The sequence below is a fragment of the Pseudoxanthomonas koreensis genome, from assembly GCF_041890415.1.
Taxonomy (GTDB): Bacteria; Pseudomonadota; Gammaproteobacteria; order Xanthomonadales; family Xanthomonadaceae; genus Pseudoxanthomonas; species Pseudoxanthomonas koreensis_A.
Map to the genome: position 1 here is coordinate 1,389,848 of NZ_CP169056.1, position 17,466 is coordinate 1,407,313.

General features: G+C 69.8%; 14 protein-coding genes. 4 read left to right on the plus strand and 10 right to left on the minus strand.

Translation table 11 applies throughout. The annotated features are described in order from the left end of the window. Positions 1-109 precede the first annotated feature (109 nt). The gene (locus ACEJ41_RS06340) at positions 110-1,252 is read left to right on the plus strand and encodes an ATP-binding protein (RefSeq protein ID WP_374014084.1); all 1,143 of its coding nucleotides are present in this window, start codon (positions 110-112) and stop codon (positions 1,250-1,252) included. Positions 1,253-1,306: 54 nt separating this feature from the next. Here the strand turns inward: ACEJ41_RS06340 and ACEJ41_RS06345 are convergent, their stop codons facing one another. Further along, entirely contained in the window at positions 1,307-3,022 is a 1,716-nt protein-coding gene (locus ACEJ41_RS06345; RefSeq protein WP_374013939.1) for an EAL domain-containing protein, read from the minus strand. Further along, complete coding sequence (locus ACEJ41_RS06350) at positions 3,019-5,166, minus strand: PAS domain S-box protein (RefSeq protein WP_374014085.1); 2,148 nt, start codon at positions 5,164-5,166, stop codon at positions 3,019-3,021. The genes ACEJ41_RS06345 and ACEJ41_RS06350 overlap by 4 nt, the downstream gene beginning before the upstream one ends. Before the next feature lie 76 nt (positions 5,167-5,242). Here ACEJ41_RS06350 and ACEJ41_RS06355 point away from each other — a divergent pair, with 76 nt between their 5' ends. Beyond that, the gene (locus ACEJ41_RS06355) at positions 5,243-8,047 is read left to right on the plus strand and encodes an EAL domain-containing protein (protein ID WP_374013940.1); all 2,805 of its coding nucleotides are present in this window, start codon (positions 5,243-5,245) and stop codon (positions 8,045-8,047) included. Positions 8,048-8,232: 185 nt separating this feature from the next. Here ACEJ41_RS06355 and ACEJ41_RS06360 read toward each other — a convergent pair whose 3' ends face one another. From ACEJ41_RS06360 to ACEJ41_RS06380, 5 genes are all read right to left on the minus strand, one after another. Next, a complete protein-coding gene (locus tag ACEJ41_RS06360; RefSeq protein WP_374013941.1) occupies positions 8,233-8,484 on the minus strand; it encodes a hypothetical protein in 252 nt (83 codons plus the stop codon). Between the two features lie 127 nt (positions 8,485-8,611). After that, a complete protein-coding gene (locus ACEJ41_RS06365) occupies positions 8,612-9,805 on the minus strand; it encodes a methyl-accepting chemotaxis protein (RefSeq protein ID WP_374013942.1) in 1,194 nt (397 codons plus the stop codon). Between the two features lie 140 nt (positions 9,806-9,945). Next, on the minus strand, positions 9,946-10,557 hold the full coding sequence (gene hflD / locus ACEJ41_RS06370) for a high frequency lysogenization protein HflD (protein WP_374013943.1): 612 nt from the start codon (positions 10,555-10,557) through the stop codon (positions 9,946-9,948). Positions 10,558-10,605: 48 nt separating this feature from the next. Next, positions 10,606-11,739 carry a tRNA 2-thiouridine(34) synthase MnmA gene (gene mnmA, locus ACEJ41_RS06375; protein ID WP_374013944.1) on the minus strand — a complete coding sequence of 378 codons (1,134 nt, stop codon included), beginning with the start codon at positions 11,737-11,739 and terminating at the stop codon, positions 10,606-10,608. After that, on the minus strand, positions 11,736-12,191 hold the full coding sequence (locus ACEJ41_RS06380) for an NUDIX hydrolase (protein ID WP_374013945.1): 456 nt from the start codon (positions 12,189-12,191) through the stop codon (positions 11,736-11,738). The genes mnmA and ACEJ41_RS06380 overlap by 4 nt, the downstream gene beginning before the upstream one ends. Positions 12,192-12,401: 210 nt before the next feature. On the opposite strand from ACEJ41_RS06380, the gene clpS reads away from it, so the two are divergent. Both clpS and clpA read left to right on the plus strand, forming a co-directional pair. Next, positions 12,402-12,728, plus strand: a complete 327-nt coding sequence (clpS, locus tag ACEJ41_RS06385) for an ATP-dependent Clp protease adapter ClpS (RefSeq protein WP_374013946.1) — start codon at positions 12,402-12,404, stop codon at positions 12,726-12,728. Between the two features lie 134 nt (positions 12,729-12,862). Further along, on the plus strand, positions 12,863-15,148 hold the full coding sequence (gene clpA / locus ACEJ41_RS06390; protein ID WP_374013947.1) for an ATP-dependent Clp protease ATP-binding subunit ClpA: 2,286 nt from the start codon (positions 12,863-12,865) through the stop codon (positions 15,146-15,148). Between the two features lie 104 nt (positions 15,149-15,252). Here the strand turns inward: clpA and infA are convergent, their stop codons facing one another. The 3 genes from infA to ACEJ41_RS06405 form a co-directional block, all read right to left on the minus strand. After that, positions 15,253-15,471: a translation initiation factor IF-1 gene (gene infA, locus ACEJ41_RS06395; protein WP_374013948.1), complete on the minus strand. Its 219-nt coding sequence runs from the start codon at positions 15,469-15,471 to the stop codon at positions 15,253-15,255. A 74-nt stretch (positions 15,472-15,545) separates the two neighbouring features. After that, a complete protein-coding gene (gene aat, locus ACEJ41_RS06400; protein WP_374013949.1) occupies positions 15,546-16,295 on the minus strand; it encodes a leucyl/phenylalanyl-tRNA--protein transferase in 750 nt (249 codons plus the stop codon). Further along, positions 16,292-17,422 (minus strand): GNAT family N-acetyltransferase, encoded by a 1,131-nt coding sequence (locus ACEJ41_RS06405; RefSeq protein WP_374013950.1) that lies wholly within the window; start codon positions 17,420-17,422, stop codon positions 16,292-16,294. Before ACEJ41_RS06405 ends, aat begins: the two co-directional genes overlap by 4 nt. Positions 17,423-17,466 lie beyond the last annotated feature (44 nt).

A 17,466-nucleotide genomic window follows, 5' to 3' on the forward strand; every position in this document is an offset into this window, starting at 1 on the left:
TGCGGGCGGCTAGAATCGCTGCTGGCCTCCACCTCCCAGTGTCGTGACCACCATCTCCGGACAAACCCCTGCCCTGACGCCCGCGATCCTCGATGCGTTGCACGCACGCATGCTCGAGGGCGTGCTGCTGTACCACGCCGACGGCATGCTGCTGTACGCCAATCCGGCCGCCCATGCCTTGTGCAGGAACTACCCGCGCGACCTGGACCATGGCCTGACCCTGGACCTGCTGGTGCCCGATGGCGCCTTGCCCCAGGCCCGCGAAGAGGGCCACTGGACCGGGCACCTGTCCTTTGGCCAGGGCTCCATGCTGCTGGTGCACCTGTACTACGCCGAACAAGAGGGCGGCCACTTCCTGGTGCTGATGCAGGACCTGCACCAGATCCGCGCCTATGACCAGGACCTGCTGCGTCGCCACGCCGAACTCAACGTGCGCCTGACCGCCGCGCAGGAGAAGTTGCTGCAGGCCGAGAAGCTGGCCTCGATCGGCCAGCTTGCCGCGGGCGTGGCCCACGAGATCAACAACCCGATCGGCTACGTGCACTCCAACCTGGGCAGCCTGCAGGAGTACCTGCACAGCCTGTTCGCGCTGATCGACGCCTACGAGCGCGCGCTGCGCCTGCCCGACCCCAGGGCGATGCTGCCGGAGATCGACCAGACCCGGCAGCGCCTGGACATCGACTTCATCAGCCGCGACCTGCCGCAGCTGATGACCGAATCACGCGAGGGCATCGAGCGGGTCACCCGGATCGTCAAGGACCTCAAGGATTTCTCGCGCAGCGAGCGCGACGAGTCGTGGAAGCTGGCCGACATCCACGCCGGCCTGGAATCCACCCTCAACATCATCTGGAACGAGCTCAAGTACAACACCACGCTGGAGAAGCACTATGGCGAGCTGCCGCCGGTGGAGTGCCTGCCATCCGAGCTCAACCAGGTGTTCATGAACATGCTGATGAATGCCGGCCAGGCCATCGGCGAGCGCGGCACGGTGCGGGTGAGTACCGGCCACAAGGGCGATGAGGTATGGGTCGAGATCGCCGACAGTGGCCCGGGCATTGCGCCCGAGGTCGTGCAGCGGATCTTCGACCCGTTCTTCACCACCAAGCCGGTGGGCAAGGGCACCGGCCTGGGCCTGTCGATCTCCTATGGCATCGTGGCCAAGCATCACGGCCGGATCGACGTGGACAGCACGCCGGGGCAGGGCTCGTGCTTCCGCATCGTGCTGCCGGTGCGCCAGCCCAAGCCCGCCTGACGTTTTGCCGGCGGACCGTCACGGCGTGGCCGGAACCAGGCTCCAGGGCGGTGTTCAGCCGGCCACGTCGCCGCGCATGGGCTGGCGCTCCTGGTGGGTACGGAACGCCTGGCGGATGTGCTCGCGCAGTTCGTCGTCGTTCCACGGCTTGGTCAGGAAGCGGTAGATCGCGCCGCGGTTGATCGCGTCGGTGACCGTGGCCAGGTCGGTGTAGCCGGACAGCACCATGCGCACGGTGTCGGGGTAGAGCATCTTCACCCGGCCCAGGAACTCGGTGCCGCTCATGTCCTGCATGCGCTGGTCGGACAGGATCACCTGCACGTCGTTGGTGGCCAGCAGGTCGAAGGCGTCGCGCACGTTGCCGGCGGCCAGGATCCGGTACCCGTCGCGGCGGAACAGGCGCACCAGCGAGCGCAGCACGTTCTCCTCGTCGTCCACCAGCAGCAGGGTCATGTCGTGCTTGGCGGTGGCGAACAGCTCCGGGCGCAGGTAGCGCCGGCGCAAGGCCATGCCTGCCGTCTCCGGCAGCATCGGTTCACCGAACAGGTAACCCTGGAACATGTCGCAGTCGCTGCGGCGCAGGTAGCCGAGCTGGGCTTCGCTTTCCACGCCGTTGGCGATCACCTTCATGTTGAGCTGGTGGCCCATGGCGATGATCGCGCGCACGATCGCGGTCTCGCGCTCGCCGGCCGGCGCGCTGCGGATGAAGCTGCGGTCGATCTTGAGCATGTCCACCGGGTAGCGCACCAGCGCGCTGAGGCTGGAGTCGCCGGTGCCGAAGTTGTCCAGGGCCAGGCCCATGCCTTCGCGGCGCAGCATCGCCAGCCCCTCGTGCACGGGGGTGACGTTGGCGGCCAGGGCGCTCTCGTTGATCTCCAGCACCAGGCATTCGGGCGGCACGCCGGCCCGGCGCAGGCGCTCGAGTACCTCGTCGGTGAAGCCCGGGCGCACCAGCTGCAGGGTCGATACGTTGATCGCCACGAACAGGTCGTCGTACCCGGCTTCCCGCCACAGGCGCAGCTGGGCGATGGCGTTCTCCAGCACCCAGTCGCCGATCTGCACGATCACGCCCAGCCGCTCGGCGATCGGCATGAAGCGCTCCGGCACCATCAGCCCCAGGCTCGGCGACTGCCAGCGCAGCAATGCCTCCATGCCGACCACCCGGCCGTCGCGGGCGCTGATCTCAGGCTGGAAGCGCAGGCGCAGTTCGCCATTGGGAATCGCATCGACGATCTGGCGTGCGATCACGCTCTCGTTGTGCACGTTCTGCAGGCTGGGTCCGCCGTAGAACTGGATCCTTTCCTCGCCGTGGCTGGCCTGGCGCGCGGCGGTCTCGGCCATGCGCAGCAGCGCGTCCGCGTCGCGTGCGTGCTGCGGGCACAGGCTGATGCCGGCCTTGGCGGTGAGGAACAAGGTGTAAGGCAGCACGCTGAGCGGCGATTCGGTGTGGCGCAGCAGGTCCTCGCCCAGGGCCTCGGGCGAAGGCATGCCCGGCTCCAGCGCAATCGCTGCCACGAACTCGTCGCTGCCGTGCCGCCACAGCCGCCCGCGTCCGCGCAGCGCCTCTTCCAGGCGGCAGGCCAGCAGGTCCAGCGCCAGGTCGCCCACGTCCACGCTCATGTTCTCGTTGACCGAGGCGAAGTGGTCGATGTCCAGGTGCACCAGCATCAGCGGTGGCCCGCCATCGGCGGCGTGGGCGATCATCGCCGCCAGTTCCGGGTTGGCGGCACCCAGGCGTGGCGGGACGTCGGTGGGCGAGGCCTGGATCATGGCAGCGGGACCTCCGCCACTGCCCGTGGCGCGTAGGGCAGGTGCAGGCGCACGCGGGTGCCGCCACCCGGCGCGGTGTCGATGTGCAGGCGGCCGCCCGCGCTCTGGGCGCGTTCGCGCATGATCACCAGGCCCAGCCCGCGGGCGCGGGCCGGGTCGAAGCCGTGGCCGTCGTCGTCCACGCTCAGGCGCAGGCCGTCGTCGCCGTCGTCCTCCAGGGCCAACTGGATCGTTCCGGCGCCGGCATGGCGCAGGCCGTTGGTCAGGGCTTCCTGGGCAATGCGGAAGCAGGCTTGCTCCACTTCGCGCTGCGGTCGCCGCGGCAGCGGGTGGATATCCATCTCCAGGCGCACCGGCGAGTTCCGGAACAGCCCGCCGGCATGCCAGCGCAGTGCCGCTTCCAGGCCCAGTGCATCCAGTTGCGGCGGGCGCAGCAGCATCGACAGGTTGCGCAGCTTTTCCAGGGTGCTGTCGGCGGTGGCGGCGATGTCGTCCAGGTCCTCGCCGCGGCGCGTCGCATCCTCCTCGCTCCCGGCGGCGTGCGCGGACAGTTTCATCGCGGTGATCGCCTGGCCGATGTCGTCGTGCAGTTCGCGCGAGATCGCGCGGCGCTCGTCCTCCTGGGCCGAGAACAGGCGCGCGGCCATCGCCTGCAGTTCAAGGTTTCCGGCGGCCAGCGCATCGCGCATGCGCTCGGGCTCGCTGAGGTCGCGCACCAGCAGCAGCTTGCAGGCCTGCCCGCCATAGCTGGCATCGGCCAGCGAAAGTGCGGCGCGGAAGGTGCTGCCGTCGGCGCGGCGCATGCGCGGTGGCGTGTCCGGCTCCTGGCCGTGCTCCAGCCAGGCACGCAACGCCGGAAGGTCGTCGGCAGATACCAGCTCGGCAAGCGGCTCGCCCAGCAGGGTTTCGGGACGATGGCCGAACAGGCCGCCGCAGGCCGGGTTGGCGTAGAACACCCGTTCGCCGGCCAGGATCATCACCCCGTCGGGCAGGATCCGCACCAGTTCGCGGAACTGCTGCTCGCGTTCGTCCAGCAGGCGCCGCGTGTGCTGCTCCTCGGTCACGTCCTGCACGGTGCCGCGCAGGGTGCGCTGGCCGTCCTGTTCCACCCGCTGGGCGCGCAGGCGCAGCCGCCGCTCGCCGCCGCCGGCCCCGACAAAGGGCAACAGCACGTCCATCTTCTGGACCTGGCCGCGGGCCAGTTCTTCGAGCAGCTGGTCCAGCCGGCTCTGGCTGGCGGCATCGGCCGCCACCAGCACTTCGCCCAGCTCGCGCGGGCGGTCGTCGACCATGCTGTGGCCCAGCAGGTGCAGCAGGGTGGGGCAGAAGCGGCCGCGGCGGCCCGGCAGGTCGATCTCCCAGGAACCAAGCCGGGCCAGTCGCTGCGCCTCCTGGAGGCGCGCCATGGCCTGCTCGCGCAAGCGTTGCGATTGCATTTCGCTGGTGCGGTCCGACAGCACCACCAGGCGCCGGCGGCCGTCCCCGGCGGCACTGGCCAGCTCGGTACTGCGCAGCTCCACGTCGCGGAAGCTGCCATCGCTGACCCGCAGCCGCTCGATCCGTGCGTGCGGCTGGTCGGGTGCCTGGCGGATGGCGTCCGCACCGGCGTGGAAGGAATCACGCTCCTCGGCGGGCCAGAGCATGGCCATGTCCATGCCCCGCAGTTCGCCACGCGACCAGCCCAGGAAGGCGCCGGCGGCGGGGTTGGCGTCGATGATCCGCATCGAGGCCGGATCGTAGGTCCACATCGGGTTGGGGTTGGCCTCGAACAGCTCGCGATGGCGCGCTTCCGAATCCAGGGCCTCGCGCTGCGAGCGCACGACGCGTCCCATCAGCCAGCGCAGCAGCAGGTAAAGGAGCAGGGCGCTGGTGCCGACATAGAAGGCACCCTTGAGCGTCTGCAGGCGGGTGATCGCACCCGGGTCGGAGGCCAGCAGGCCCAGGGCATGGTCGCTGAACACGATCCACAGCACGCCCACCGCCAGGTAGGCCAGCGGGATCTGCCAGGACAGCGCCATGGCTCGCCCGGCCGGGCCCGACAGCCCGGCCGGGGGCTGCGTCCGGTGCGTGGAACCGGCCTGTTCGGGCATCCCGCTCCCCTGTGCGACGGAGTCGGACAAGCATAGCAGCGGGGCGGACGCGATCGGCCCTCAACCTTTCCCGGTCGCTGCCGTTATCGAATCGAAGGGGGGCGAGGTGCCCGTTCAAGGAGTTCACGGTGTGGATGCGGGCGCAATCGCCAGTCTGATGCAGCATCCGATCAACAGCGCGCTTCTGGTCCTGGACCAGGACGGGCGGGTGTTGGCGGCCAATCCCTGCGCACAGGCCCTGGGCCTGCCGCAGGCGGTGCTGCGTTTCGGCCCGTTGCTGCAGGACCTGCGCCAGCTCCTCGTCGATGGCTCCCAGAACACCGTGCCATGCAGCCTGCCAGGGCCGGAGCGGCGCCTGGATGGCTGGATGCGCGCGGTCCGCGCACCGGAGGGCGGGGTGCTGGCCTTTACCCTGAGTGTCCCCGATCCGGACGGCGGCAGCCGCGGGCAGGTGGCGCTGGACAGCGCCGGCCACGGGCTGTGGGACTGGGACATCGGCGTGGACCGCATCTTCCGCTCCGACAGCTGGCTGGCGATGCTCGGCTATTCCACCGAGGACGCGCCGGACAACGGCCTGGAAACGGCGATGGCGCTGGTCCATCCGGACGACATCGAACGGGTCCGCGCCAGTGTGCAGGAACACCTGACCGGGCGCGCCGACGCCTACGTGTGCGAGCACCGCGTGCGCCGCCGCGACGGCGGCTGGCGCTGGGTCCGCGACAGTGGCCGGGTGGTGGCCTGGTCGGCCGATGGCCGGCCGCTGCGCATGGTCGGCACCCACACCGCCATTGACGACCAGAAGCAACTGGAAGAACGGCTGCGTCGCCAGCAGGCATTGCTGGAGGAGATCCAGCGCCTGTCCGGCATGGCGTCCTGGTCTTGGGACCCGATCAGCGACACCGGCTGGTGGCCGCAGGACCTGTATCGCCTGCTCGGCCAGCCGGTGCGCCCGCATGATTCGGCCCGGGCCTGGCTGCGGCGGTTGCCGCCCTGCGCCTCGGCCGCGTTGCGCCGCGCCTGGCGGCGGATGCGCCGCGATGGCGAACCGGTCAACTTCGACCTGGAGCTGCGTGACGCCGAGGGCCAACCCCTGTACCTGCAGGCCTGGAGCCAGCCGCAGCTGGACGACGACGGGCACATCGTCCGGGTACTGGGCCAGGTACAGGACGTGACCTCGCGCTGGCGCGCAGATGCGCTGCTGCGCTGGCGTACCGAACTGCTCGACCGGGTGTCGGCGCTGGGCCACATCGGCGGCGCGGAGATCGAGCCCGGGACGCGCCGGGTGCAGTGGACCGACGAGTGCTACCGCCTGCACGGCCTGCCGCACGGCCCGCTGACCCTGGACGACGCACTGGCGCTGTACACCCGTGAATCCCGGGAAACCTTCGAGGCGGCGCTGGCGAGGTTGGCCGCCGGCGGCCCTCCGGAACAGCTTGAGCTGTGCTTCTATCGCCAGAACGGGCGCCGCGCGCGGGTCCAGGTGCTGGTCGAACTGGATTGCCGTGAGGGCATGGCGCCGCGCTTCGTGGCCCTGTACCGCGATGTCAGCCGCGAGCTGGAAACCAGCGAGCGGATCGAACTGCTCTCGCATTACGACCTGCTCACCGGGCTGCCCAACCGCTTCCTGCTGCGGGTCCAGGCCGAGGAGGCCATCGTTACCGCCCAGGATGGTCTCGGCCACGGCCTGGCCCTGCTGCTGGTGGACCTGGACGGTTTCAAGAGCATCAACGATTCCTTCGGCCACGCCGCAGGCGATGCCATGCTCAAGGCGGCCGCCGGACGCATGCATCACACCCTGCAGGGCGGCGACCTGTTCGGCCGCCTCGGCGGCGACGAATTCATGGTGGTGCTGCGCCGGCCCGTCGACGGCACCGAGGCCGAGGACGCCGCGCGCAGGCTGATCGCCGCGCTGTCCGAACCGCTGGCCTTCGGCAGCGAGCACCTGAAGGTCGGGGCCAGCGTCGGCATCGCGCTGCTCGGCCGCGATGGCGAGGGCTTCGACGACCTGCTGCGCGCAGCCCATGCGGCCCTGCGCGTGGCACGCGAGCGCGGGCGCAACGGCTGGCAGCAGCACAACGACGAGATCCAGCGCGATACCCGGCGCCGGCTCGAGATCGAACACGCCCTGCGCGGCGCCCTTGAACGCGAGGAACTGGCGCTGGTCTACCAGCCGCAGGTCTGCATCAAGGGTGACCACCTGCCCGGAATCGAAGCACTGCTGCGCTGGCACTGGCCGGGCGGCCCCTGCCATCCGGGCGAGTTCATCCCCATTGCCGAGCAGTGTGGCGAGATCGTGCGCCTGGGCGAGTGGGTGATCGCCGAGGCCTGCCGCCAGGCCGCGGCCTGGCATGCGGCCGGGCTGCAATTCGGACGCATCGCGGTGAACGTCTCCGGCGTGCAGTTGCGTGACCGCGGCTTCGCCGACCGGGTGGTGGCCCTGTGCCAACGCGCCGGATGGCCTCCGGCACGGCTGGAGCTGGAGCTGACCGAGTCGGCCCTGATCCTGGACAGCGACAACCTGCGGCACTGCTTCCAGGTGTTCGAGCGCCACGGCGTGCAACTGGCGGTGGACGACTTCGGCACCGGCTTCTCCAACCTGCATTACCTCAACCGCTTCCCGGTGCAGCGGCTGAAGATCGACCGCAGCTTCGTGGCCGACATGCTCAGCGACACCAACGCCGGCGAAGTCACCCAGGCGATCGTGCACCTGGGCCATGCATTGGGGATGCGGGTCGTGGCCGAGGGCGTGGAAACGGCCGAGGAACAGAGCCAACTGCGTGCCTGGGGCTGCGACGAGATCCAGGGCTACGTGTACACCCGCCCATTGCCGCCGCGCGAACTGGCGCAGTGGCTGGCGCGCCTGGCCAGCGAATCGGCCCCGGCGCCGGCCTGGTTGGCGGCCGAAACGCCACCGGCACGCATGCCGGTGCGCTGAGCAGGTTGCCGCCGCTGCGACGGCCTGGCCCCCACGACAGTGGCCCCGGCGATCGTGCGTAGTGCGACCCTGCTGCATTGCGCAGCCTCCTCCGGTCAGCACGCGCACCGCCCGGCACGCACGTACCGGCTCCATCGTCTTGATCGTGTTGGCGGAGGACGCCGCCGGCATCGCCCGGCGCGCGGTCAGCCCTGGGACTGGCCTTCGGGCGTGCCGTCGGCGCGCCGCATCGGTGCGGCCATATCCCACGCCAGGCAGGTTTCGAGCGGGTCGTCATGCCCCCCGGGCGTTGCCGCAGCGGCCAGGCGGGCAGCCTCTGCCAGTTCGGTAGTGGCCATCTCCTCCATCTGCTTCAGGGCCTGCGGCAGGGGGCGTGCCGCGGCGGTTGCGGCATGCCGCGGCCCCTTGCCGGCCTGCTGCTGCGGCGAGCGGCTCATGGCGGCGGCCTGCGCGTCGCGGCGACGGCGGCAGACAAATGCGTGAACCCCGGCACCTGACCGGGGTTCTGGTGACAGGGCCGCCGCATGGCATGCGCGGCGGCCCGGCCGATGGGTGGAACGCGGCTCAGAACAGCTCCACCGTGCCCACGCCCATGGTCTGCTGGGTCACCGGCTTGTGCGGCGGGACTTCCCATTCGCCGCGCAGCTCGTTCAGGCGCCCGCCCAGCCGCTGCAGGGCGCGGATCATTTCCTCGTCGCATGCGCCATTGCTGCGGTGGAGCAGTTCCTGCAAGGCCAGCGCCTCGCGGTTGATCGCATCCAGCCGGTCCAGGTGCACGTGGGCGCCGCCCAGGGCCTGGGTGGCGATGTCCTCGAACTGCAGCGCCCGCACCGCCTCGGCAACCGAGCCGTCGATCGCGCGGCCGCACTCGGAAATCTCACGCATGCCTTCGCCCAGCGAGCTGTTGATCGCGGCCACGTTCTGCAGCATCTGCGCAGCCTCGGAGCGCGCATCACGGGAGCGGTCCAGGTCACGCGAGGCCATGTGCGAGACCGTGTCGCGGACCTTGGCGATGGCGTCCTTGGAGCTGTGCGCCAGCTTGCGGATCTGCTCGTTGAAGGTGGTCGAGCGCTCGGACAGGTTGCGCACCTCGTCGGCCACCACCGCGAAGCCGCGGCCGGCCTCGCCGGCGCGGGCCGCCTCGATGGCCGCATTCAGCGCCAGCAGGTTGGTCTGGTCGGCAATCGACTTGACGTCCTCCAGCAAGGCGAAGATGCCGTCCAGGTGCTGGGCCATCTGGTCGATGTGCTGCACCGTGGTGGTGCTCTGGCCCGATACCTGCTCCAGCGCCTCCACCAGCTGTTCCATGCGCGAGCTGGCGTGCTGGGCAAAGCGGGCCACGTCCACGCCGCCGGCGCCGTCCTGGTCGGCGATGATCCGTGCCATCGCACCGCTCTGCTGGCGCGATTTGCGGTTCATCTCCTCGAAGCTGCCGCCCAGGCCAGCCACCGCCTGCCGGATCAGGTCGCGGGCCCGTTCCACTTCATTGCGCGAGCCCTCGATCTCCCGGCTCACGAAGGTGCGCAGCTCGCCAAGCAGGAGTTCCTGCTCGCGCACCACCCGCAACTGCTCGGGCGAACGCGATGGCGACGTCGGGCCGCGCAACAGGAGCCAGGCGGCAAAGCCGAACCAGCTCAAGGTCAAGGTGGTCAGGATCGCCCAGCGCATCGGTGCCGGCCAATCGAAGCCCACGGCGATGGGGGTGAGAAGGGTCAGCACCAGTGGTGCGGCCATGCGGATTAGCAAACGGGAGTCCATGGGTGATCTCGGCGGAGCCTCGTTCGCAGTATCGGCCGCATGGCGGGGGCCTTTAATGCGCGCCAGCCCTTCTGCCGGGCTCGCACACGGCAAAAAACGGCAAACGTGATCGTGCCGGGCCTGCGCCCGCGGCCGCAGGCTCAGCCCAGGTGCCGCTCCACCGCGTCGAGCAGCGCCCGTCGCGCCAGCAGGAACTGCCACTGGCTGCCGCCCAGTTGCCTCCACAGCATGGCCGAGCGCACCGCGGCCAACAGCAGGGCGCGGATTTCCGAGACCACGCCGGGCTGGCCCAGGTAGTGCGGGTTGCCCTGGACCATGATCCGCGGCCGCAGGTGGCTGATGGTGTCCGCGTACAGGGTGCCAAGCGCTGCAAGCACGTCCGGATGGGTGCTGCCGCGGGACTCGGCCTGCGGCGCGATCGTGGCGATGCCGGCCGCCACGGCGGACTGGGCTTCGGGCTCGCGCGCGAAGCGCCGTTCCAGTTGCACCGCCGCCAGCGCCAGGCGTGGCAGCAGCGGGTCGTCGCCGCGGCTGGACAGGTGGTTGCCCAGCAGCCGCAGGCCCGGCGCCAGCGCATCGGCGCCGCCATAGACCTGGGCGACGGAGTCGGCGTCGATGCGGAACACGCTTTCCAGCACCGGCCGCGCGGTTGCGGTCTCGCTTTGTCCGGTTTCGGCGATGCGGCGCACCTGCTGCAATGCCTGGGCAAGGCCCGCCAGGGCCAGCGTGCGGTCGTCGTGAGGGGAGCTCATGCGGGCATTCTACCCGCCGCACCGCTGCACGAGCCGGCCCCGGTGGCCCTACCGTGCAGGCGTCGGGCCCTGGCGCGGCTGCGGGGCATCGGTGGCGGCGATCACCGCGCCGCCCAGGCAGGCCGGGCCGTCGTACAGCACCAGCGACTGTCCCGGCGTGGCCGCCCGCTGCGGGCGGGTGAAGCGCACCTGCAGGCTGCCATCGTCGTTCACCTGCACCCGGCAGGGCTCCTCGTGCTGGCGATAACGCACCTGCGCGGCGCAATCGAAGCCGGCAGCCGGTGCGCCGCCGTCGATCCAGTGCGCGGCCTCGGTGTGCACGGTATGCGAGAGCAGCCATGGGCTGTCGCGGTCCTGGTCCACGTACAGCACGTTGCCGGGCACGTCCTTGCCGACCACATACCACGGTGCCGCGGCGCGCCCGCGCACGCCGCCGATGGCCAGGCCCTCGCGCTGGCCCAGGGTGAAATAGAACACGCCCGGATGCTCGCCGACCTTTACCCCGTGCGGGTCGCGGATATCGCCGGGCTGCGCCGGCAGGTACTGGCCCAGGAAACTGCGGAAGTCGCGCTCGCCGATGAAGCAGATCCCGGTGGAATCCTTCTTGGCGTGGGTCGGCAGGCCGGCGTCCCGCGCCAGGCGGCGGACCTGCGCCTTGGGCAGGTGCCCGATCGGGAATGTTGTTGCGGCCAGTTGCGCCTGCCCGAGCTGGTGCAGGAAATAGCTCTGGTCCTTGTCGCGGTCCGCGCCGCGCAGCAGCCGCCAGCGGCCGCCGTCGCGCTGCACCTGCGCGTAGTGGCCGGTGGCGATCCGTTCGGCGCCCAGCTCGCGCGCCGCATCCAGGAAGTGCTTGAACTTGACTTCGCGGTTGCACAGCACGTCCGGGTTCGGCGTGCGCCCGGCGGCGTATTCGGCCAGGAAGTGCTCGAACACCCCGGCCCAGTATTCCTTGGAGAAATCGCGGAAGTGGAACGGGATGCCGAGCCGGCCACACACGGCCACGGCGTCGCGGCGGTCATCCTCGGCGCGACACTGGCCGCTGCCGTCATCGTCCCAGTTCTGCATGAACAGGCCAGCCAGCGGCTCGCCCGACTGCGCCAGCAACCAGGCGGCAACCGAGGAGTCGACCCCGCCGGAGACGCCCACCACCGTGCGCGGCACGGTGCCCACGGCCGTGTTCATTCCACCTGGCCCAGCAACTCGAGGGGGCAGCGGCGCCCGGCCTGCCAGTCGGCCACCGTGCGCCACACCAGCGGGCTGCGATGGCGCGCGGCCTGCGCCTGGAGCGCGTCGGGGGTCAGCCACAGCGCGCGTTCGATGCCGGCGTCCAGCGGCCGCTCCGGGTCGTGGTGCAGGGCTTCGCCGGCAAAGGCGAAGCGCAGGTAGTGGCGGCCTCCCGGCGCGGTCCACTGGTACATGCCGACGAGGGCGTGCAGGCGGATGTGCCAGCCGGTTTCCTCCAGGGTCTCGCGTACCGCCGCCTGGGCCAGGCTTTCGCCGGGTTCCAGGTGTCCGGCGGGCTGGTTCAGGACCAGGCGGCCGTCGATCCGTTCTTCCACCAGCAACAGTTGCCCGTCGCGTGCGACCAGGCTGGCGACAGTCACGTGCGGATGCCAGGTGCGGGATGCGTTCATCGCCGCAGGCCGCCAGGCACCGGCGTGGATGCGGGGTCGCCCGGCACCATCCTCGTGCCCGGCAACGCATCGGCGCAGGTGCGCGGCCGGGGTTGCATCTGGAGGGGGAGGGTGTTGCGAAGCATCGATCCTGATCGTGGCGGCGGCGGCGCATTGTCCGGCAGCCGGCGCTGCGGCGTCCATCCGCGCGGCGGTCCGTATAATCGCCCGATGCCCCGCACCACACGCCCCGAGCACGAACACGAACACGGCATCCTGGTCGATCCGGGCCGGCCGGCCGTCGCCCCGCCGCCGATGTACCAGGTGGTCCTGCTCAACGACGACTACACGCCCATGGACTTCGTGGTCGCCGTGCTCCAGCAGTTCTTCAACCTGGACCTGGAGCGGGCCACCCAGATCATGGTCCACGTGCACACCCGCGGGCGGGGCGTGTGCGGCGTCTTCACGCGGGAAGTGGCTGAATCCAAGGTGGCCCAGGTCAACGAGTTCTCGCGGATGAACCAGCACCCGCTGCTGTGTACGATGGAAAAAGCCTGACCCGGCAGCCCTTGCAGGCGCCAGAGCGCCCCCCGGTCCGGCACCGCCGGACGGGTTGCTGAACGCAACGGACGCGGGGACTGTGGAATTCGGACCGGCAGGCCGCATATTGTTGGCAAACCCCCGGAGTTGCCATGTTCAGCAAAGACCTCGAACAGACCATCGGCCAGTGCTACAAGCGCGCCCGCGAGGCACGTCATGAATTCATGACGGTCGAGCACCTGCTGCTGGCCCTGCTCGACAATCCTTCCGCCCAGGCCGTGCTGCGCGCCTGCGGCGCCGACACGCCGCGCCTGCGCGGCGAGCTTGAACAGGCCATCGAAGCGTCGGTTTCGCGCCTGGCCGAGGACGACGGCCGCGACACCCAGCCCACCCTGGGTTTCCAGCGCGTGCTGCAGCGGGCGGTGTATCACGTGCAATCCTCCGGCAAGAAGGAGGTCACCGGTGCCAACGTGCTGGTGGCGACCTTCGGCGAGAAGGACTCGCACGCGGTCTACTTCCTCACCCAGCAGGACGTGACCCGGCTGGACGTGGTCAATTACCTGTCGCATGGCATCGCCAAGCTCGGCGATGAATCGTCCGAGGGCCTGTCGGCTCCGGGCGAAGGCGAGGGTCGGGCCGAGGGCGGGGAGGCCGAAGGCAAGGCCGACGCGCTGGCCGACTATGCGGTCAACCTCAACGACAGCGCCCGCATCGGCAAGATCGATCCGCTGGTGGGGCGTACCGATGAAGTCGAGCGCACGATCCAGATCCTGTGCCGGCGGCGCAAGAACAACCCGCTGTACGTGGGCGAGGCGGGCGTGGGCAAGACCGCGATCGCCGAAGGCCTGGCCCGGCGCATCGTCGAGGGCGCCGTGCCCGACGTGCTGGCCGACGCGGTGATCTACTCGCTGGACCTGGGCGCCCTGGTGGCCGGGACCAAGTACCGCGGCGACTTCGAAAAGCGCCTGAAGGGCGTGCTGACCGCGATCAGGAAGATCCCCGGCGCGATCCTGTTCATCGACGAGATCCACACCATCATCGGTGCCGGCTCGGCCAGTGGCGGCACCATGGACGCGTCCAACCTGATCAAGCCGGCGCTGGCCTCCGGCGACCTGCGCTGCATCGGCAGCACCACCTTCCAGGAATACCGCGGCATCTTCGAGAAGGACCGGGCGCTGGCCCGCCGCTTCCAGAAGATCGACATCGTCGAGCCGACCGTGGGCGAGACCTACGAGATCCTGCAGGGCCTGAAGGGGCGCTACGAGTCGCACCACGGCGTCACCTACGCCGACGAGGCGATCCAGGCTGCGGTGGACCTGTCGGTCAAGCACATCGGCGACCGCCTGCTGCCGGACAAGGCGATCGACGTGATCGACGAGGCCGGCGCGCGCCAGCGGCTGTTGCCGGAGGACGCACGCAAGGAGCTGATCGACGTCGAGGAAATCGAGACCATCGTCGCCAAGATGGCGCGCATCCCGACCAAGCAGGTCAGCGCCACCGACAAGGACGTGCTGCAGCACCTGGAGCGCAACCTGAAGATGGTGATCTTCGGCCAGGACCCGGCCATCGAGACCCTTGCCTCGGCGATCAAGCTGGCCCGCAGCGGCCTGGCCAACCCGGAAAAGCCGATCGGCAACTTCCTGTTCGCCGGCCCCACCGGCGTGGGCAAGACCGAGGTGACCAAGCAGCTGGCGCTGCAGCTGGGCATCGAACTGGTGCGCTTCGACATGTCCGAGTACATGGAGCCGCACTCGGTGTCGCGCCTGATCGGCGCGCCCCCGGGCTACGTTGGCTTCGACCAGGGCGGCCTGCTGACCGAGAAGATCGTCAAGACCCCGCACTGCGTGCTGCTGCTGGACGAGGTGGAGAAGGCGCACCCGGACATCTTCAACATCCTGCTGCAGGTCATGGACCGCGGCATGCTGACCGACACCAACGGACGCGAGGCCAACTTCAAGAACGTGGTGATCGTGATGACCACCAACGCCGGTGCGGCCCAGGCGGCGCGGCGCTCGATCGGCTTCACCCGCCAGGACCATTCCACCGATGCGCTGGAAGTGATCCGCAAGAGCTTCAGCCCGGAGTTCCGCAACCGCCTGGACGCGGTGGTGCAGTTCCAGCCGCTGGGCTTCGACCACATCCTGCGGGTGGTGGACAAGTTCCTGATCGAGCTGGAGATGCAGCTCAACGAGAAGCACGTGGCGATGTCGGCCACGCCGACCGCGCGCGACTGGCTGGCCCAGCACGGCTTCGACCCGCTGATGGGCGCGCGGCCGATGGCGCGGGTGATCCAGGAGAAGATCAAGCGTCCGCTGGCCGACGAACTGCTGTTCGGCAAGCTGGTCGATGGCGGCCGCGTCAGCATCGACGTGGTCGACGGCGAGCTGGTGGTGGATGCCCAATCCGAACCCGAGCGCCTGCTCCCGGCGACCGTCTGATTGCCATCACCCGTCGCGTCGCCGGACGTTGTTGGCCGGCGCGGCGCCACACACAGGAAAGGCGGCCGGTGGCCGCCTTTTCCCGATCGATCACCGACCCGCGCTTACTTCATGCGGTAGGTGATGCGTCCCTTGGTCAGGTCGTAGGGCGTCATCTCCACCTTCACCTTGTCGCCGGTGAGGATGCGGATGTAGTGCTTGCGCATGCGGCCGGAGATGTGGGCGATGATTTCATGCCCGTTCTCCAGGCGAACCCGGAAGGTGGTGTTGGGCAGGGTCTCGGCGACCGTGCCCTCGAACTCGATGGAATCGTCTTTCGACATGCGGCTGCAATATGCACTTATGAAGGCATGAAAGGCCGGAATTCTACGCGAGTCCGCGCCCCAACGCAAAAGCGCTAACGGTCGGCGGCCCGGGCCAGCTCCGCTGCGGGCAGTTGGCCGAACCGGGCGGTCCAGTTCCGCGGCCGATCCTCTTCGTCCACCAGGCCGGCCACGGCATCGAGGAAGCGGGCGCGTGGCCAGCGCTCACCGCCCAGCGCAAGCAGGTGCGGGTTCTCCACCTGCGCATCCAGCAGCGGCCATCCCCATGCGTGCAAACGCAAGGCCAGGGCCGCCAGGGCCACCTTGGAGCCGCCGGAGTAGGCGCTGAACATGCTCTCGCCGAAGAACATCCTGCCAACCGCCACGCCGTACAGGCCACCGGCCAGCCGGCCCTGCCGGTCCCATACTTCGATGGAGTGGGCGTGGCCCAACTGGTGCAGGCGCAGGTAGGCCGCCCGCATCGACGCGGTGATCCAAGTTCCGGACTGGCCCGGGCGAGGGCTGTCGGCGCAGGCACCGATCACCGCCGCGAAATCGGTATCGGCCCGGACCTGCCAGTCGCAGCGGCGCAGGCTGCGGCGGAACCGCGAGGACAGGCGCACTGCATCGGTGCGGAATACCAGCCGCGGGTCCGGACTCCACCACAGGATCGGCTGGCCGTCCGAGTACCAGGGGAAGATCCCGCCGCGGTAGGCATTGAGCAGGCGCCGGGGAGACAGGTCCCCGCCCACCGCCAGCAATCCATCCGGCTCGCGCAGCGCCAGCGCCGCGGGCGGGAAGGGCGCATCGGGATCGTCCGCCAGCGGGAACGGGACGTGGCTCATGCCGGCGTCCGGAACGGGCCGTGTGCGGCCAGGGTCTGGGCGTAGCGGCGCACCGCCTGCGCCTCCTGTCCGCACCATTCGCGCAAGGCCTCGGCAAATCCCGGGTGGGCGATGAGATGGCGGCTGCGCACGAACGTCGGCAGGAATCCGCGGGCCAGCTTGTGTTCGCCCTGGGCGCCGGGCTCGAACCGGGCAAGCCCGTGCTCCAGGCAGTACTCGATGCCCTGGTAGTAGCAGGTCTCGAAGTGCAGCCCCGGCAAGCGCGCATCGCTGCCCCAGTAGCGGCCGTACAGGGTGTCCCCGCCGACCAGGCAGAGTGCTCCGGCGATGGGTTCATCATCCATGGTGGCGAAGACTATCAATAGGTTGCGAGGCATTTCTCGCGCAATATATTGGATGAAGTCCAGGGTCAGTGCGGGCGCATTGCCGTAGTCGTCGAAGGTCTGCAGGTAGAAGCGGTGGATCGCCTCCAGTTCCGCCGGCGAGGCCTCGTCACCGTGCAGCCGGCGGAAGCTCACCCCCGCCCGCAGCACCTTGGCCCGCTCCTGGCGGATGTTCTTGCGGTGCTTGTGGTCCATCGCCGCCAGGAACGCATCGAAGTCGTTCCAGCCGTCGCGGTTGTGCCAGTGGTATTGCACATCCAGGCGCGGCAGCCACTCCTGGCCGAACAGCGCATCCTCGGCCGGCGTGTGGAAGTTGACGTGTGCCGATGACAGGCGCCGGGCGGCGACCTGCCCGGCAACCGCCGCCAGCAGGGCGCGCCGGGCGTCGTCATCGCGCGCCAGCAGCCGCGGGCCGGTCACCGGCGAGTACGGCACCGCCAGCAGCCACTTCGGGTAGTAGTCCAGCCCCTGCCGTGCATAGGCATTGGCCCAGGCATGGTCGAACACGAACTCGCCATGCGAGTTGCCCTTGAGGTAGCCCGGCGCAGCGGCCACCAGCCGTGCACCATCCCACAGGGTGAGGTGGCGCGGGATCCAGCCCCAGTCCGGGCGCAGGCAGCCGCAATGCTCCAGGCCGTGCAGGAACGCGTGCTGCAGGAACGGATTGCGGCCGTCGTGCAGGGCGTCCCATGCGGCCGGCTCGACATCGGCCAGCGCATCCAGGCAACGGACCTGCAGCGTCATGCCGGCGCCGGCACCACTGCGGCTGGCCGCCGCCGCGTTGCTGG

Bases quoted from the DNA above. Each gene is read 5' to 3' on its own strand.
- ACEJ41_RS06340 (WP_374014084.1), top strand. From the start codon at position 110: ATGCTCGAGGGCGTGCTGCTGTACCACGCCGACGGCATGCTGCTGTAC.
- ACEJ41_RS06345 (WP_374013939.1), bottom strand. From the start codon at position 3,022: ATGATCCAGGCCTCGCCCACCGACGTCCCGCCACGCCTGGGTGCCGCC.
- ACEJ41_RS06360 (WP_374013941.1), bottom strand. From the start codon at position 8,484: ATGAGCCGCTCGCCGCAGCAGCAGGCCGGCAAGGGGCCGCGGCATGCC.
- ACEJ41_RS06365 (WP_374013942.1), bottom strand. From the start codon at position 9,805: ATGGACTCCCGTTTGCTAATCCGCATGGCCGCACCACTGGTGCTGACC.
- hflD (WP_374013943.1), bottom strand. From the start codon at position 10,557: ATGAGCTCCCCTCACGACGACCGCACGCTGGCCCTGGCGGGCCTTGCC.
- mnmA (WP_374013944.1), bottom strand. From the start codon at position 11,739: ATGAACACGGCCGTGGGCACCGTGCCGCGCACGGTGGTGGGCGTCTCC.
- ACEJ41_RS06380 (WP_374013945.1), bottom strand. From the start codon at position 12,191: ATGAACGCATCCCGCACCTGGCATCCGCACGTGACTGTCGCCAGCCTG.
- clpS (WP_374013946.1), top strand. From the start codon at position 12,402: ATGCCCCGCACCACACGCCCCGAGCACGAACACGAACACGGCATCCTG.
- clpA (WP_374013947.1), top strand. From the start codon at position 12,863: ATGTTCAGCAAAGACCTCGAACAGACCATCGGCCAGTGCTACAAGCGC.
- infA (WP_374013948.1), bottom strand. From the start codon at position 15,471: ATGTCGAAAGACGATTCCATCGAGTTCGAGGGCACGGTCGCCGAGACC.
- aat (WP_374013949.1), bottom strand. From the start codon at position 16,295: ATGAGCCACGTCCCGTTCCCGCTGGCGGACGATCCCGATGCGCCCTTC.
- ACEJ41_RS06405 (WP_374013950.1), bottom strand. From the start codon at position 17,422: ATGACGCTGCAGGTCCGTTGCCTGGATGCGCTGGCCGATGTCGAGCCG.